Here is a 14,808-nt window from a genome sequence, read left to right as displayed (position 1 = left end):
GGGGTCATCGAGGGTAGTCTCGACATGCAGGCCAAAAACGGGATCGGTCATCAGGCCAAGGAGGGGTATCTGCTCTTCGGGATCGATACCGCGTTCTGAGGGATTCGTTGGACGCGGTATACAGCCCGCCCGGAGCGATCCGGGCGGGCTGTATTAATGTTCGTTTATACGTAAAGAAGGGAACCGGGACCACGGTTTTCGGGTGGGAATGAGCGGGATTCTTTTTTCGCTCGATAGGGAGGAAGGGCCATGAAACGCATGCCAAGGATGTCGTTGGGATTGGCGATCTTCTCCTGGGGGGGGGCGCCACCGCTCAGGCCGAGGACGCAGCGACCAAGACCGGCAGGTGAGGCAAGAGGCCTCCGATCACCAGGACCGAGAAGGGCGCCGAAACGGCACCCCAGGCAGATCAATCCAAGTGAGCCCTTTAAAAAACAGATTATTTGGAACCTTTAGCATTCATCCCCCTCAGTATGTATCCCCATTCAACAATTATGCCACTCTATCAAGACTGAAAATCCTGCCACGTTCATGGCGGCAGGATTCGCTGTGGTTTTATCCCTGTTGCCCCCATACGGATCTTGCCAAAACCCAAAAGGCTTGGTGTTGAGATGCAGGTACTCATCAGGAACCAGTGTTATCCATAATTTCGTTAGGAGTGACACGATGAAGACGATGAAGACGATGAACAAACACACGGGCCTAAGTTTTTGGCTCGCCGCATTCCTGCTTGCCACCGTTGTGGCAGGTTGTGGCGGCGGCAGTGGCGGCAGTGGCAGTGGCGCTGCACCCACCGTGATCGAGACCATGCCGGCGAGCAACGACACGGCTGTGGCGCTCAATAGCAAGGTAGTGGCCATCTTCAGTGAAGCGATGGATGCCACAACCTTTGACACTGCGAGCTTTGGGGTGAGCAACCCGGCCGGGTCCGTGCTCAGCGGCACCGTGAGCTATGATGCCGCATCCAACGCCGCAAGTTTTACCCCTAGCAGCAACCTCACAGCCGGCACCCTCTACACCGTCTTGCTTGCTCGTTTGGTGAAAAGCTCAGCAGGCACCGAACTGGCGGCCAGCTCGACCTGGAGCTTTACCACCGGCACGACAGCAGACACCGTTGCTCCAACAGTAAGCTCTACCTACCCTGCTAACGTGGCCACCGGCTTTGCACTTAATCGCAACGTAATGGCCAACTTTAGCGAAGCACTCGACCCCGCGACCGTGAACACATCGGCGTTCACGGTGAGCGCTGGCGGCCCCCCAGTTTCAGGCACCGTCAGCTACAGCGGCAAGGCAGTGGCCTTTAACCCAACCAGTAATTTTGCTGCCAACACCCTCTATACCGCCACGCTGACCACGGGAATAACCGATCTTGCTGCAAATCCACTTGCGGTCGACAAGGTGTGGACCTTTACGACCGGAACCTCCGTTGCTGCCGGACCTGCCGTAGTCAACCTTAGGACAGCGGGAGATTTTGTCGTCCTGACAAAAACGGGCATCACCAATGTTCATACCTCGGCCATCACCGGCAACATTGGCTCCAGCCCAATTACCGCTGCGGCGATGGATAATGTTTTCTGCTCAGAAATAACAGGCACCATCTTCGGCGCGGATGCTGGCTATACCGGCAGCGGCGCTGTTACCTGCTTTGCTGGTGCTTCAGCGGACAATACGCTGGTCGCCAATGCGGTGCTCGATATGGGAACCGCCTATACCGATGCAGCGGGCAGAACAACGCCCGATTTCACTGAACTCTACGCGGGCGACATCAGCGGCCGAACACTGGCCCCCGGTCTTTACAAATGGGGTACGGGCGTTTCGATCAATACAAATGTCACCCTCTCGGGTGGTCCAAATGATGTCTGGGTATTCCAGATAGCAGGCGATCTTACCCAGGCCAACGGCACGAGTGTCTTCTTAACCGGTGGTGCAGTTCCCAAGAACATCTTCTGGCAGGTCGGTGGCGGCACCGGTGTCGCCATTGGTACGACGGCCCACCTGGAGGGCATAGTGCTTGCTGAAAAAGGTATTACCGTCAATACGGGCGCAACTGTTAATGGCAGGCTGTTGGCGCAGACTGCGGTTACGCTGGACTCGAACACGGTGACCCAACCCGCCTCGTAGAGGGTTGCTAGATTGTGTGAAAACGCGGTTTCAACAAAAAAAGGTTTTCTGTTGGGAGGCCCGACTGATGGGGCGACCCCACTCGATCTTGGCGTTACCGCCGAGTCGAAGTCCTTTTTGGGTTGGGCCAGGCCCGTGGAGTAATGGGCGATAGATCAATACCCAGTATCTGGGATGACGGTTCGATCTCAGCCCCGCCCGGGCAACCGGGCGGGGTTTCGTTTTTGGCGGCTTCGAGGTTGTCACCACACCCGACCCCCACCAAGATCCTGCCGCTGGGTTTTCATCGCGTGCATACGGGGGTGGGTTTGAACATGAACGTTTGGGGGCTTCGCGCCCTTGGGGTGATGGCGGTTTTGGGGGCGCTGGCGGCGCCCGCTTGGGGCGCGCAGCAGTGGGGGGTGCAGCCGCAGGCGGCGGGGCTGAGTGCCAGCGGCCTCCTCAATATGAGTTGGCAACGGCCCCATTTCAACCAAACCACCGCCGGGGGGGAGGGGGGCAGCATCTCGGGGGATCTCTTCCTGGGGTGGGGCACAACGAGCGAAAAGGTGGCGGCCCATCTGGAATGGGCGGCGGGCAACGGCATCTGCGGGCTTTACAACGGCTCGTGCACCAACGCCGATCTGCGCACCACCACCCAGGGGTTTCAGGTCTCCGAGATCTACTGGTCGTTCCTCCAGGGGGCCAGCATCCTTGAGATTGGGATGATCGACTCCACCCGCTGGATCGACATCAACCCCCTAGCAGGAGACGAAAACCGTCTTTTTATGGGGCAACCGTTTCGCCTGGACCCCACCATCCCCCACCCCGATTACGCCCCCGGTGGGGTCATCCAAACCACCGATATTGGTTGGGCCGTCACCCTGTTGGGCGCCTCCTCGATGGGGTTGATCGACGCCAACGGCGACCCCAACGCGGTGTGGGATGCCGCCGGAAAAGTGGGCAACTTCTTTGCGCTGTCGCTGGGCAGCACCTCCCCGGTCGGCACCCGCATCACCTACTGGCAGGACAACGGCCACTACGCCGCCGGGAGTGGGGTCTCCCATTACAACGATGGCAACCGCACCCACATGGCGCGAGGGGTGTCGCTGAGCGCTGCCACCGGAACCCCCGAGACCGGCGGGGGATATTTCGTGCGGTTGGGATGGGGCGACCAACAGCAGTCGCGGATCGGCAAGTTCGCCAGCTTGGGGGTGGTGATGCCCAGCGGCGCCGGGTTGATGGGGCTGGGTTGGGCGGGCAGTTGGTTATCGCGCGGTTTTCTTGATCACCAAGCGGCCATTCCCGCTGGCGAGCAGGTCAACGCCGGGGCAGCCGAGCACCATGTGGAGTGGTTCTATCGGGTGCAGGCGGGGGCGCAGAGTGAGTGGACCCTCGATCTGCAATACCTGCGTCATCCCGGGGGCGATTCCCAACCCAACAGCCCGGCGCGGCGGCAAGATTGGATTGGGGGGATGCGGTTGGTGAGTTTGTTCTAAGGAAGCGCTGATTGATTCGCGCTTCCCTAAGGGGGGGCGTCACCGCCCCGGATCGATTTCGCGGCCAGCGAATGGACCGTCCCCCCCCCCAACGAAAAAGGCGGCCCACTGGCCGCCTTTTTCGTTCATTCCACCCCCGGTATTACATGCCGATGATGTTGTACCCGGCGTCGACGTGGGTGATTTCGCCGGTGATTCCCGAGGCCCAATCGGAGCTCAGAAACAGGGCGGTGTTGCCGACCTCTTCGATGGTCACCACCCGGCGCAGGGGGGCTTTTTCGGCATTGTGGTTGAGGATCTTGCGGAAATCGCCGATCCCCGAGGCGGCCAGGGTGCGGATTGGTCCCGCCGAGATGCCGTTGACCCGGATGCCGTCGGGGCCGAGGGCTGCGGCCAGGTATTTCACCGAGGCCTCCAACGCCGCCTTGGCGACCCCCATGACGTTGTAGTGGGGCATCACCTTTTCGGCGCCGAAGTACGACAACGTCAGCAGACTGCTCCCCTGACCCATCAACGGGCGCATTGCCTGCGCCAGCTCGGTGAAAGACCAGACGCTGACGTCGTGGGCCAGCATGAATCCCTCTTTGCTGGTAATCATGTAGGTATCGCGCAGCTCGTCTTTGTTGGCGAAACCAATGCCATGCACGACGATGTCGACCCCGCCCCAGGTCGCCTTGACTTGATCGGCCAGACGGGCCAAATCGCCTGCCACCTGCACGTCGCAGGGGGCGATGATTTCGGCACCGATTTGTTCGCCCAGGGGACGAACCCGTTTTTCAATGGCTTCGTTGAGGTAGGTCAAGCCGATCTTGGCCCCCTCACGGTGCAGCGCCTCGGTGATCCCCCAGGCAAGCGATTTGTCGTTGGCGACACCCAGGACGAGCGCCCTTTTTCCGGTCAACAATCCCACGTTTTGTTCTCCCATGGCTTGGCGGTCATGGCCCAATGGATGGCGCGGTCTGGCGAGTTTTCCAGCCGCGTCGCGGATGTTACCCTTTCCGGCCCAAGGGGAAAGGGCAAACCGCGCCAGGTTCCCCAGTCGATTTCATTGTAGGCGCTTGGCCTGCATTCACCCGTCGAGGAGAATTTCTTCATGGCCGGTCACAGTAAATGGGCCAACATCAAGCACCGCAAAGGGGCGCAAGACGCCAAGCGGGGCAAGGTTTTCACCCGTGTGATTAAAGAGATCACCGTGGCGGCCCGCTCCGGTGGGGGCGACCCGGCCAGCAATCCCCGGCTGCGTTCGGCCCTGGCCAACGCCCGCTCGGTCAACGTGTCCAAAGATACGGTTGAAAAAGCGATCAAGCGGGGGACCGGCGAGATCGAGGGGGCCCAATACGAAGAGGTAACCTACGAGGGGTACGGCCCCGGTGGGGTGGCGGTGATCGTCGAGGCGTTGACCGACAACCGCAACCGCACCACCCCCGAGGTCCGCCACGCCTTCAGCAAATGCGGCGGCAACATGGGCGAATCCAATTCGGTGGCCTGGATGTTCGGGCGCAAGGGGATCATCGCCATGGGGGAGGGGGTGGACGAAGAGACCCTAATGGAGGTCGCCCTGGAGGCGGGGGCCAGCGACGTGCTCGAAGAGGATGGCACCTTCCGGGTCGTGACCGAGCCCGCCGACCTTGAAACGGTGCGCGAGGCCATTGAGGCGGCGGGGTTGTCCATCGAAGAGGCCAAGGCCGAGATGGTCCCCGACAACACCGTTGAGATCAGCGGCAAACAGGCCGATCAGGTGCTGCGCCTGCTCGATATGCTCGAAGAAAACGACGACGTGCAAAACGTCTACGCCAACTTCGACCTCTCCGACGAGGAGATGGAGCGTCTTGGCGGCTGACGAGCTTATCATTCTGGGGATCGATCCCGGTTCCCAGAAGATGGGATGGGGGGTGATCCGAGTCCGGGGGGCGCGCCTGAGCGCCGAAGGGTTCGGGGTCGCCCGCTTTCCCGTCGATCAGGTGGTGTCGGCGCGGCTGGGCAAGATCTATCAAACGGTCGCCGATCTGGCCGCACGGTTTGTTCCCCAGGAGAGCGCCGTCGAGGATGTCTACGGCGGCCGCAACATCCAATCGGCCCTCAAGCTGGGTCAGGCGCGGGGGGCGGCCATCGCCGCCCTGTGCCAAGCCGGGCTCCCTCCGTCCGAATATACCCCCCCCACCGTGAAGAAGGCGCTGGTCGGCAGCGGTCGGGCCGAGAAGGGGCAGGTCGCCCTGATGGTCCGTCACATCCTTCAGATCACCCAAGCGATCCCCGAAGATGCCGCCGACGCTTTGGCGGTGGCCATCTGCCACGCCCACAGCCGTTTGCTCCCCCAAGCCGTCACCACCGCCCCCCGCGCCAAAAGCTGGGAGGCGCTTCTTGCCGCCCGGAGTCGCCCGTGATTGCCCATCTGCGCGGTCAAGTCATCCACGCCCGTCCCGGCGAGGCGATCCTCGATGTTGGGGGGGTCGGCTACCGGGTAGCGGTCAGCTTGACCACCTTCGGCACCCTGACCCAGGGGCAAGAGGCGGCGCTGCACACCATCACCGTGGTGCGCGAAGATGCCATCCACCTCTACGGTTTTCGCGACATGGAAGAACGCGAGACCTTCATGCGGCTGGTTGAGGTCAGCGGCATCGGCCCCAAACTGGCGCTGGCGATCCTCTCGACCCTGACCCCACAGCGGCTGGCCCGAGCGGTGGAGGAGGGGGCGATCACCCAGCTCACCCAGGTGCCGGGGATCGGCAAGAAGGGGGCCGAGCGGATGGTGGTCGAGTTGCGGGGCAAGTTTGCCCATGTGGCGGGCGGCCCCCCCTCGACCGGCGGCGCCGCGCCTCTGGGGGGGACCCTGCTCGGAGCCGAGGGGGAGGCGGTCAGCGCCCTGCTCAACCTTGGCTTTAAAGAATCGCAAGCCCAGGCGGCGGTCGCCGCCAGCCAGGCGGAGGCGGGGGGCGATCTGTCGGCTTTGATCCGCCTGAGTCTGCGCAAACTGGCCCCCAGCGAGCGGGGAAGGTAAACGATGCACGATGATCGACTCATCGCCCCCCAGGGGGGGGACGGCTTCGGCAACGAGGTCCGCCCCCGCCGCATGGACGAGTACATCGGCCAGCGGGCGCTCAAAGAAAACCTCTCGGTCTTCATCGAGGCGGCCCGGCGCCGGGGGGGATCGCTCGATCACACCCTGCTCTGCGGCCCCCCAGGTTTGGGCAAGACGACGTTGGCCCAGATCATCGCCGCCGAGATGGGGGTGAGTCTGCGCACCACCTCGGGGCCGGTGTTGGAACGCGGCGGCGATCTGGCCGCCATCCTCACGGCGCTCGAACCGGGCGACGTGCTCTTCATCGACGAAATCCATCGCCTCTCACCCGCCGTGGAAGAGGTGCTCTACCCCGCCATGGAGGACCGGCGCATCGACCTGGTGATTGGCCAGGGGCCCGCCGCCAGGACGGTGCAGCTCGACCTGCCCTCCTTCACCCTGGTCGGCGCCACCACCCGCACCGGGCTGCTTACCGGCCCGCTGCGCGACCGCTTCGGGGTGGTCGGCAGGCTGCTCTTTTACGAGCTTGAAGAACTGGAGCGGATCGTCGCCCGGGCCGCCAAGATTCTGGGCATCCCCATCGAGCCGGAAGGGGGTCGGGAGATCGCCCGGCGCGCCCGCGGCACCCCCCGCATCGCCAACCGGCTGCTGCGCCGGGTGCGCGATTTTGCCGAGGTGACCGCCGACGGGGTCGTCAGTCGTGCGCTGGCCGACCGGGCGTTGGGGGCGCTGGAGATCGACGCGGTGGGGCTCGATGCCATCGACCGCCGCCTGCTTCAGGTCATCGTGCAGCATTTCAACGGCGGGCCGGTCGGTCTCGACACCCTGGCCGCCTCCCTGGGTGAAGAGCGGGATACCCTCGATGAGGTGGTCGAGCCGTTCCTGATTCAAGAGGGGTTCCTCGCCCGCACACCCCGAGGGCGGGTGGCGTTGGCGCGGGCCTACCTGCATCTGGGGCTTTCCGAACCGGCGACCAACCCCCTGCAACCGGTGTCGCAACAGCCGGGGCTGTTCGAGGGGGGGCGGGGGTGAGCGCAGGCACATGGTTTGAGCATCGGCTGCGGGTCTACTACGAGGACACCGACTGCGGCGGGGTGGTCTACTACGCCAATTACCTGAAGTTTTTGGAACGGGGACGGACCGAGGCGCTGCACGCGCTTGGTTTGACCCTGAACGGGTTGGAGGGGCGGGGGCTGGTCTTCGTCGTCCACCGCATCGAGGTCGACTACCTGCGCAGCGCCAAGTTAGAAGACGATCTGATCGTGCGCAGTCGCTGTAGGGTCGAAGGGCGGTTGCGGCTGCGCTTCGAACAGGAGATCCAACGGGGCGACGAGGTGTTGATTCGGGCGCAGGTCCGCTTGGCGACCGTCGATCCCCAAACCCTGAAGCCGACCCGCATTCCCCCCGACATCATGGCCATTCTGGGCGCTGGCGCCCCCATAGACCCCTGACGGTTTCCCGATGAACGAGATTACCGCTTCCGATGTGAACGTCTCCCTCAACCCTCTGGCTCTGGTCCTCGATGCCGGATTCGTGGTGCAGGGGGTGCTCTTGCTCCTCGTGTTGGCCTCGCTGCTGTCGCTGGTGCTGATGTTCGCCAAGGGGCGGCAGATGCGGAAGATCCGGGCTGCCGACGAGCAATTCTTGCGGGTTTACCGCAACAGCGGCTCGCTGGCCGAGCTCTTCCGCCATTGGGAGGCCGAGCACGGCAAAAGCCCCTGCGCCGCCCTGTTCGGCAGCGCCTACAAAGAGTGGAACTACCTGGCGCAGCGCGGCGGGCAAAGAGACAACACCCTGCTCGCCCACCTGGTGCATCGGGTCATGGCCCGTAAGGCGACCGAGATGCTCGAAGAGCTGGAGGAGCGGATGTCGTGGCTCGCCTCCGTCGCCTCGACCGCCCCCTTCGTGGGGCTGTTCGGGACCGTCTGGGGGATCATGAACGCCTTTATTGGGTTGACCGGGGTGCAGACCACCACGATTGCCATGGTTGCCCCCGGCATCGCCGAGGCGCTGGTCGCCACCGCCTTTGGTTTGTTCGCCGCCATCCCCGCAGTGGTCGGCTTCAACCTCCTCTCGGCCCGCATCAAACAGACCGCAGCCCAGATGGAGGTCTTCGCCGATGACTTCTTGGGGTTGGTCGAAAAACGGGGTTTGGTGGCGCGGGGTGAGGGTGATCAGACCTTGAGCGCAGGGGCCTGACACATGCGCTCCCCCCTGCGTCGCACCCTGTTCGAGCGTCCGCCGATGAGTGAAATCAACGTCACCCCGCTGGTCGACGTCATGCTGGTGCTGCTCATCATCTTCATGGTGACCGCCCCCATGCTGACCCAAGGGGTGCAGGTCAACCTGCCCAAGGTGCGCGGTCAGGCGATTGTCAGTCAGGTCGAGCCGATGGTGGTCAGCGTCGATGGCAAGGGGGTGGTTCACCTGCAAGACCACGCCATCGCCGAAGCCGAACTGGCCGCCAAGCTGACCGCCATCGTCAAAACCAATCCCGAGCTTAAGGTCTACCTGCGCGGCGACGCCGCCGTCCCCTATGGCCGCATCGCCCAGGTGATGGCGCTGATCAAAAACGCCGGGGTGAGCGCCATCGGGCTGGTGACCGCCGAGCCCGATGCGGCCCGCAAAGGCGGCAAGAAATAGTGTCCGGAAAAACCCACGCCCTGCCGATTTCCCCCCCATGGGGGCAGGCTTGGGGGTTTTCCCTGGGGCTGCATCTGCTGCTGGCGCTGTTTTTGGGGGTCGCCCACCTGAACCACACGCCGACGGTGTTGCCCCAGGATTTGAGTGAGGCGGTTTGGGTGAGCGATGTAAAAGAGCTCAAAGGGCCGGCCACCCCCGCCCCCCCCAAGGTGGTCGCCCCGCCGCCGTCCAAGGTGGTGACACCCCCTGTCCTCCCGCCGCCCCCGAAGGTGGATCCCAGGCCAGTCGTGCCCCCTAAGAGGGTCGAGCCGCCGCTGGCCCCCGACGAGGTGGCGCTGAAAACGATCCCCCCCAAGGGGCAGCCCGCCCCCAAGCCCCCGGAGTCGAATGTGCCGGTGGTTCAGCAAACGGTGGTGCTGAAGAAGTCTGTCGGGCAGGTCGATCCCAACCGCGATCTGTTTGCCTCGGCCAAGCTGTTGGAGGAGCAAATCAGGGTGCAGGATGCCGAGGCGGCGCGGTTGCGCGCCGAGGAGGCGGCCCGCCAGGAGGCGGCCCGTAAAAAGGCAGAGGAGGAGGCGCTACAGCGGCGCATCGGCGCGGCGGCCAAGAACCAGGAGCTCATCAAGTACCAACGGCTGATTCAAGAAAAGGTGGGGGCGATGTGGGTGTTGCCGACCGGAATCAAGGCGGGTGAAAGGCTGGAGACCATCGTCCATCTCAGTCTGGCCCGAGACGGGACGATCCGGCAGATGATGATTACCCAGGAATCGGGACAGCCCTTTTTCGACCGCTCGGTGACCCGGGCCATCCGCAAGGCGGTCCCGCTGCCGTTGCCCAGCGGCGATTTCGAGACGTTTCAAGAATTGGAACTGAGGTTCACCCCCGATCAAGCCAGGGGGCTGTAAGCGGCATGTTTTTATCCCTCGACAACAAAAAGGGCTTAGCGATGAACACCCTCCGACGCTACGCCATGATCGGCCTGGCGGCGCTGGCACTGGTCTTGAGCGGGGCGCCCCCCGCCTCGGCGCTGCTCACCATCGACATCACCAAGGGGGATTTTAATCCGGTTCCTCTGGCCATCGTCGACCTCTACGGCGGCGCCGACGACACCCTCAGTCAAGCCAAGGCGGCGACCATGACCGCGATTTTGCGCTCCGATTTGGGACGCAGCGGCCTGTTCGATCTGACCAACCCGCTCGCCTTTTTGCAGGGGGCCAACAAGATCGCCGAGGAGGGGCTGCGTTTTTCTTCGTGGCGGCTGCTCGGGGTCGAGGGGGTGCTCAGTGGCACCGTGAAGGTCGCGGGCGACACCCTGACGGTGCAATACCATCTGTTCGACGTCTTCGCCGGATCCAAGGTGCTGGCGCGGCAGCTTTCGACCCCCACAAGCGGGATGCGGGTGCTGGCCCACCAAATCGCCGACGAGGTCTACCACGCCATGACCGGCGAGGCGGGGTATTTCAATTCCAAGGTCGCCTTTGCCGCCGGTCCCATCGGCCACCGCGAGCTCTGGGTGATGGATCAAGACGGCGACCATCCGGTGCAGGTGACCAAGAATTCGGGGCTGGTGATCGGCCCCCAGTGGGCCCCCGACGGCAAAAAAATCGTCTTCATGGCCTACCCCGACAAGGTAATGGGGCTTTACGAGCTCGATCTGACCTCGGGCAAGGTGACCGAGGTGACCCGCTATCCCGGTCTGAACGCCGCCCCTCGGTTTTCTCGGGACGGCAAGTGGCTGGCGATGTCGCTCTCGAAAGACGGGAACCCCGAGATCTACCTGCAAGAGGTCGGGACCAAACGCATGGTGCGGCTGACCCGACAATGGGGGATCGACATCTCCCCGAGTTTCTCGCCCAACGGGGAGCAGATCGTCTTCAACTCCGACCGGGGGGGGACGCCGCAGATCTACATCATGAATCGGGACGGCACCGGCACCCACCGCCTGACCTTCGAGGGGGACTACAACACCGCCCCCGCGTGGTCGCCCCGGGGCGATGTCATCGCCTTTGTGACCCGAATCGACGGCCAATATCAGTTGGCGACCATCCGGCCCGATGGCAGCAATCGCCGGGTGCTGACCCGCTCCGAAGGCAACGACGCCCCCTCCTGGGCCCCCAACGGTCGCACCCTGATTTTCACCGCCTACAAAGAGGGGGAGCCCTACATCGCCACCATCGACATGAGCGGGCGCAATCTGATGTTTCACCCCGGCTACACCCCAAAGGCGGTCGACCCGGTGTGGTCGCCGAGTTTGATTAAAGTGAAAGAACAACCATGAAGATGGCCCTGCGCTGGGGCGCCATGGCGTTGGGTTTGGCCTGGAGCCAGCCGGTGATCGCCTTGTCGCTCCACCCTTTGGACGAATCCGACTGGGCGTTGATCGAGCGGGCCGAAACCCTACTCGGCAGCGCCCCCCCCCACTTCGAGCGGGGGGGAGACATCGAGCAGGGAATCGCCTTAAGCCAAAACCTGGCGCTGGATCCCTTTACTCGTGGGCTTTTGGAACAGCGGGCACCCGACTGGAGCCTGGGGTTGCACGGCGCGGTCGAGGCGGGGGTGGTTTATTCCAAAGGGCGGGGGATGACCATGGTGGATCCCCCGGTCGACGAAGTGAGCCCCCTTTCGGACCAACGCTGGGGGATGTGGGATCCCAGCGGGGGGTCGGGACGGGGCGCCATGGCGCTGCGTTGGGATGGCCCCTCCTGGGCGCTGCGGGCGGCGGGTGAGGCCCAATCGGGGGGGGGAACGAACCACGGCCAGGTCACCGATTTAGAGGGTCGGCTGCTGCTGGGCAATCAGGTGGTGGCGGCGGGACGGGGCAAGAGCTACTGGGGCTACGGCGGGCACGGCGCCATGGTGCTCAGCGACAGCCACCGCCCCTTCGACCGCATCGCCATCGGCAACCAAAACCCGTATCAGGCTTGGGGGCTGGGGCCGCTTCGGTACGAGGTCGGTTTGGCCCGCCTAGAGGCCAACCGGACCATTCCCCGCCCCTGGTGGCTGGGAATTCATGTGGAGGCGCAGCCCACCGAGCGGCTCGAATTCGCCCTCTTTCGCGCCATCATGATGGGGGGGGATGGACGCCCCAGCCCCTGGCCCCTCGACCGCTTCCTGCGCATTCTCAGCGGGGTGAACATCGGCCAGCCCAACGCTTCGGGTGTGGGCGACCCAGGGACCGATACCTCCAACTCCATTGCCGGATTTGCCATGAGCTACCGGGTAGGGGGGGTGAAGTTTTATCTAGAGGCGGGTGGGGAGGATGAAGCCAAGCTGATGCCCAGCCGCCCCGCCGTGTTGGTTGGGTTCTACCGGCCAGGCCTTGCCCCTGAAGGGCGGGGCGATTTTCGGCTGGAATGGATGCGTACCGACAGCGACGGCTCCAACAACTGGTATCGCCACCACATCTACACCACCGGTTACACCTTCCAGAGCCGATTGCTGGGGCATCATGTGGGAACCAACGGTTCGGATCTCTTCTTGTCGTACCGCGTTTGGGGGGAGCAGGGGGGGTGGGTCGAGCTTAGCGTCGATGCCGAGCGCAGGATGGGCTCCCTGCCCACCGCAGAGCGACGCACCCAAACCGGCATCGCGGGGCTTTGGCGCCTGAATCCGGCGTTGGCGTTGCAATGGATGGGGGGGATGGAGCGGATCGACAACCGGGGGGGGCAGATTCGTCCCAATGTCACCCCCGTCCAAGATGCTCGTGGCAGCGAACGTCTCTACCGCGCTGCTGTGAGCGCCCTTGTTCAATTTTGATGGTTTTATGAATTCAGCTCTGACCGTTTCGGCCCTGACCAAAACCTACGACAACGGCAAAAAGGCGCTGCTCGGGATCGATCTCGACATCCCCCGCGGCTCCTTTTTCGCTCTACTCGGTCCCAATGGCGCCGGCAAATCGACCCTCATCAATATTCTGGCCGGGACGGTGCGCAAGAGCGGCGGTGAGGTCGCTCTGATGGGGCGCTCCATCGCCGAGGATTCCAAGTGGAGCCGTCGCCAACTCGGGGTAGTCCCCCAAGAGATCGCGTTTGACCCCTTCTTCACCAGCCGCGAAGCGCTCGATTTCACCCGGGGTTACCACGGATTGAAGGTCGATCCGGTTTGGCGCGACGAGCTGCTCGGGCGGCTCGGTTTGAGCGAGGTGGCCGACCGTCCCAGCCGCACCCTGTCGGGGGGGATGAAGCGCCGCCTGTTGGTTGCCAAGGCGTTGATCCACCGCCCCCCGGTAGTGATCCTGGACGAACCAACCGCCGGGGTTGATGTACACCTGCGGCATCAACTGTGGGAGTTCATCGTCGAGATCAACCGGGCCGGAACCACCATCTTGCTGACCACCCACTACCTGGAGGAGGCCGAAACCCTCTGCGATCAGGTGGCGGTGATCGACAAGGGGGGCTTGCTACGGGTAGGAGCGATGCAGGCGCTGGTTCAAGAGATCAACGATCAGACCCTGACCCTGCGCTACGACCAGCCCCCCGGAGGATTAACGGCGGGGCTTGAGGCCTTGGCCCCTTACCTGCCCGAGTGGGAGGTAGGGCGGCTGACCCTGACCCTGCGGTTTCCTCAGCGCCATCCCGGGTTCGACGTCGTGTACGCCCAGGCACGCGATCTGTTCGGTCCCCCCGTCGAGGTGAATCTGGTTTCGGGTTCGCTGGAGGATGCCTTTCTTAACCTGGTGGGGAATCGGGGATGAGCCGCTTCAATACCCACGGATTTATCACCCTGCTGCGTAAAGAGATGCTGCGCTTTTGGCGGGTGAAGATGCAGACCATCGCCGCCCCCATCCTCACGGCGGGGCTGTATTTGGTGGTTTTTCGTTACGCCATGGGGGATCGCCAGGTGCCGGGGCTGGAGGTCCCCTTTCTCGCCTTTCTGGTGCCCGGTTTGGCGATGATGACGATGTTGCAAAATGCCTTTGCCAATACCTCGTCGTCGCTCATCACCGCCAAGGTGATGGGGACCTTCTACGAGATGCTCTGTGTGCCGCTGGCGGCGGCTGAGATTCTGGGGGCGCTGGTATTGGCGGCGGTGGTGCGGGCTTGGCTCACCGGGCTGGCGCTGCTGCTGGTGCTGGCCCCCGCCGCCGGGTTGGGATTGGCCCATCCGCTGTGGGCGTTGTACTTTGGCACCATGGGGGCGGCGCTGATGGGGCTGCTCGGGGTTGCGGCGGGGATCGCCTCGCGCAAATTCGACGATCTGGCCTTCTACACCAACTTCGTGGTGCTGCCGCTGACCTTTCTTTCGGGGGTCTTCTACTCGATAGGGCAACTGCCCGATGTGCTGCGCTGGTTCAACATGGCCAACCCCTTCTTCTACCTGATCGACGGCTTTCGCTACGCCTTCATCGGGGTCGGCGACAGCGATCCCACCGCCTCGGCACTAGGGATTGCGGTGGGGGTGGCGGTGACGGCGGTAGCGGTGGGGGCGCTGTGGCGCAGCGGCTGGCGGTTGCAGGAATGAGGGGAGAGGAGGGTCTCCCCGCCGATTTGTCGATGTTCATGCGATCATTCGACTTTAGGGTGTCCATCGGATGATCTTTCTCGGCAC

At 63.6% G+C, this 14,808-nt stretch carries 15 protein-coding genes; 14 read left to right on the top strand and 1 reads right to left on the bottom strand.

Annotation, left to right across the window (positions count from 1 at the left end):
- Window positions 1–675: 675 nt before the first annotated feature.
- Together AUJ55_12925 and AUJ55_12920 are read left to right on the top strand one after the other, a co-directional pair.
- Complete coding sequence (locus AUJ55_12925; protein OIO54060.1) at window positions 676–2,121, top strand: hypothetical protein; 1,446 nt, start codon at window positions 676–678, stop codon at window positions 2,119–2,121.
- A gap of 314 nt (window positions 2,122–2,435) precedes the next feature.
- On the top strand, window positions 2,436–3,599 hold the full coding sequence (locus tag AUJ55_12920; protein OIO54049.1) for a hypothetical protein: 1,164 nt from the start codon (window positions 2,436–2,438) through the stop codon (window positions 3,597–3,599).
- A gap of 142 nt (window positions 3,600–3,741) precedes the next feature.
- On the opposite strand, the gene AUJ55_12915 is transcribed toward AUJ55_12920, so the two are convergent.
- Window positions 3,742–4,524, bottom strand: a complete 783-nt coding sequence (locus AUJ55_12915; GenBank protein OIO54059.1) for an enoyl-ACP reductase — start codon at window positions 4,522–4,524, stop codon at window positions 3,742–3,744.
- Between the two features lie 168 nt (window positions 4,525–4,692).
- On the opposite strand from AUJ55_12915, the gene AUJ55_12910 reads away from it, so the two are divergent.
- From AUJ55_12910 to AUJ55_12855, 12 genes are read left to right on the top strand one after another with little or no spacing between them, the layout of a single operon-like run.
- Window positions 4,693–5,439 (top strand): transcriptional regulator, encoded by a 747-nt coding sequence (locus AUJ55_12910; GenBank protein ID OIO54048.1) that lies wholly within the window; start codon window positions 4,693–4,695, stop codon window positions 5,437–5,439.
- Between the two features lie 40 nt (window positions 5,440–5,479).
- Complete coding sequence (locus AUJ55_12905) at window positions 5,480–5,983, top strand: crossover junction endodeoxyribonuclease RuvC (protein OIO54058.1); 504 nt, start codon at window positions 5,480–5,482, stop codon at window positions 5,981–5,983.
- The gene (locus tag AUJ55_12900; GenBank protein OIO54047.1) at window positions 5,980–6,597 is read left to right on the top strand and encodes a Holliday junction DNA helicase RuvA; all 618 of its coding nucleotides are present in this window, start codon (window positions 5,980–5,982) and stop codon (window positions 6,595–6,597) included. The genes AUJ55_12905 and AUJ55_12900 overlap by 4 nt, the downstream gene beginning before the upstream one ends.
- A gap of 3 nt (window positions 6,598–6,600) precedes the next feature.
- Window positions 6,601–7,650, top strand: coding sequence for a Holliday junction DNA helicase RuvB (locus tag AUJ55_12895; protein OIO54046.1), 1,050 nt, complete (start codon window positions 6,601–6,603; stop codon window positions 7,648–7,650).
- A complete protein-coding gene (locus AUJ55_12890; protein OIO54045.1) occupies window positions 7,647–8,069 on the top strand; it encodes a tol-pal system-associated acyl-CoA thioesterase in 423 nt (140 codons plus the stop codon). The genes AUJ55_12895 and AUJ55_12890 overlap by 4 nt, the downstream gene beginning before the upstream one ends.
- A gap of 10 nt (window positions 8,070–8,079) precedes the next feature.
- Window positions 8,080–8,817, top strand: coding sequence for a protein TolQ (locus tag AUJ55_12885; protein OIO54044.1), 738 nt, complete (start codon window positions 8,080–8,082; stop codon window positions 8,815–8,817).
- 3 nt (window positions 8,818–8,820) lie between these two features.
- Window positions 8,821–9,261, top strand: a complete 441-nt coding sequence (locus tag AUJ55_12880; protein OIO54043.1) for a protein TolR — start codon at window positions 8,821–8,823, stop codon at window positions 9,259–9,261.
- On the top strand, window positions 9,261–10,166 hold the full coding sequence (locus AUJ55_12875) for a hypothetical protein (GenBank protein ID OIO54042.1): 906 nt from the start codon (window positions 9,261–9,263) through the stop codon (window positions 10,164–10,166). The genes AUJ55_12880 and AUJ55_12875 overlap by 1 nt, the downstream gene beginning before the upstream one ends.
- 41 nt (window positions 10,167–10,207) lie before the next feature.
- Window positions 10,208–11,539: a Tol-Pal system beta propeller repeat protein TolB gene (locus tag AUJ55_12870; GenBank protein OIO54057.1), complete on the top strand. Its 1,332-nt coding sequence runs from the start codon at window positions 10,208–10,210 to the stop codon at window positions 11,537–11,539.
- Window positions 11,536–13,017, top strand: coding sequence for a hypothetical protein (locus AUJ55_12865; protein OIO54041.1), 1,482 nt, complete (start codon window positions 11,536–11,538; stop codon window positions 13,015–13,017). Before AUJ55_12870 ends, AUJ55_12865 begins: the two co-directional genes overlap by 4 nt.
- Window positions 13,018–13,024: 7 nt before the next feature.
- A complete protein-coding gene (locus AUJ55_12860; protein ID OIO54040.1) occupies window positions 13,025–13,954 on the top strand; it encodes an ABC transporter in 930 nt (309 codons plus the stop codon).
- Window positions 13,951–14,721 carry a metal-dependent hydrolase gene (locus AUJ55_12855; protein ID OIO54039.1) on the top strand — a complete coding sequence of 257 codons (771 nt, stop codon included), beginning with the start codon at window positions 13,951–13,953 and terminating at the stop codon, window positions 14,719–14,721. The genes AUJ55_12860 and AUJ55_12855 overlap by 4 nt, the downstream gene beginning before the upstream one ends.
- The last annotated feature ends 87 nt before the right edge of the window (window positions 14,722–14,808 follow it).

It is taken from the genome of Proteobacteria bacterium CG1_02_64_396, assembly GCA_001872725.1.
GTDB lineage: Bacteria > Pseudomonadota > MNWR01 > CG1-02-64-396 > CG1-02-64-396 > CG1-02-64-396.
The sequence above is the reverse complement of the archived record's forward strand: the minus strand, read 5'-3'. Positions and strand labels throughout refer to the sequence as shown.

Excerpts from the sequence above, each read along its gene's own strand:
- AUJ55_12925 (OIO54060.1), top strand. The coding sequence starts at position 676 with ATGAAGACGATGAACAAACACACGGGCCTAAGTTTTTGGCTCGCCGCA.
- AUJ55_12920 (OIO54049.1), top strand. The coding sequence starts at position 2,436 with ATGAACGTTTGGGGGCTTCGCGCCCTTGGGGTGATGGCGGTTTTGGGG.
- AUJ55_12915 (OIO54059.1), bottom strand. The coding sequence starts at position 4,524 with ATGGGAGAACAAAACGTGGGATTGTTGACCGGAAAAAGGGCGCTCGTC.
- AUJ55_12910 (OIO54048.1), top strand. The coding sequence starts at position 4,693 with ATGGCCGGTCACAGTAAATGGGCCAACATCAAGCACCGCAAAGGGGCG.
- AUJ55_12905 (OIO54058.1), top strand. The coding sequence starts at position 5,480 with ATGGGATGGGGGGTGATCCGAGTCCGGGGGGCGCGCCTGAGCGCCGAA.
- AUJ55_12895 (OIO54046.1), top strand. The coding sequence starts at position 6,601 with ATGCACGATGATCGACTCATCGCCCCCCAGGGGGGGGACGGCTTCGGC.
- AUJ55_12885 (OIO54044.1), top strand. The coding sequence starts at position 8,080 with ATGAACGAGATTACCGCTTCCGATGTGAACGTCTCCCTCAACCCTCTG.
- AUJ55_12880 (OIO54043.1), top strand. The coding sequence starts at position 8,821 with ATGCGCTCCCCCCTGCGTCGCACCCTGTTCGAGCGTCCGCCGATGAGT.
- AUJ55_12870 (OIO54057.1), top strand. The coding sequence starts at position 10,208 with ATGAACACCCTCCGACGCTACGCCATGATCGGCCTGGCGGCGCTGGCA.
- AUJ55_12865 (OIO54041.1), top strand. The coding sequence starts at position 11,536 with ATGAAGATGGCCCTGCGCTGGGGCGCCATGGCGTTGGGTTTGGCCTGG.
- AUJ55_12860 (OIO54040.1), top strand. The coding sequence starts at position 13,025 with ATGAATTCAGCTCTGACCGTTTCGGCCCTGACCAAAACCTACGACAAC.
- AUJ55_12855 (OIO54039.1), top strand. The coding sequence starts at position 13,951 with ATGAGCCGCTTCAATACCCACGGATTTATCACCCTGCTGCGTAAAGAG.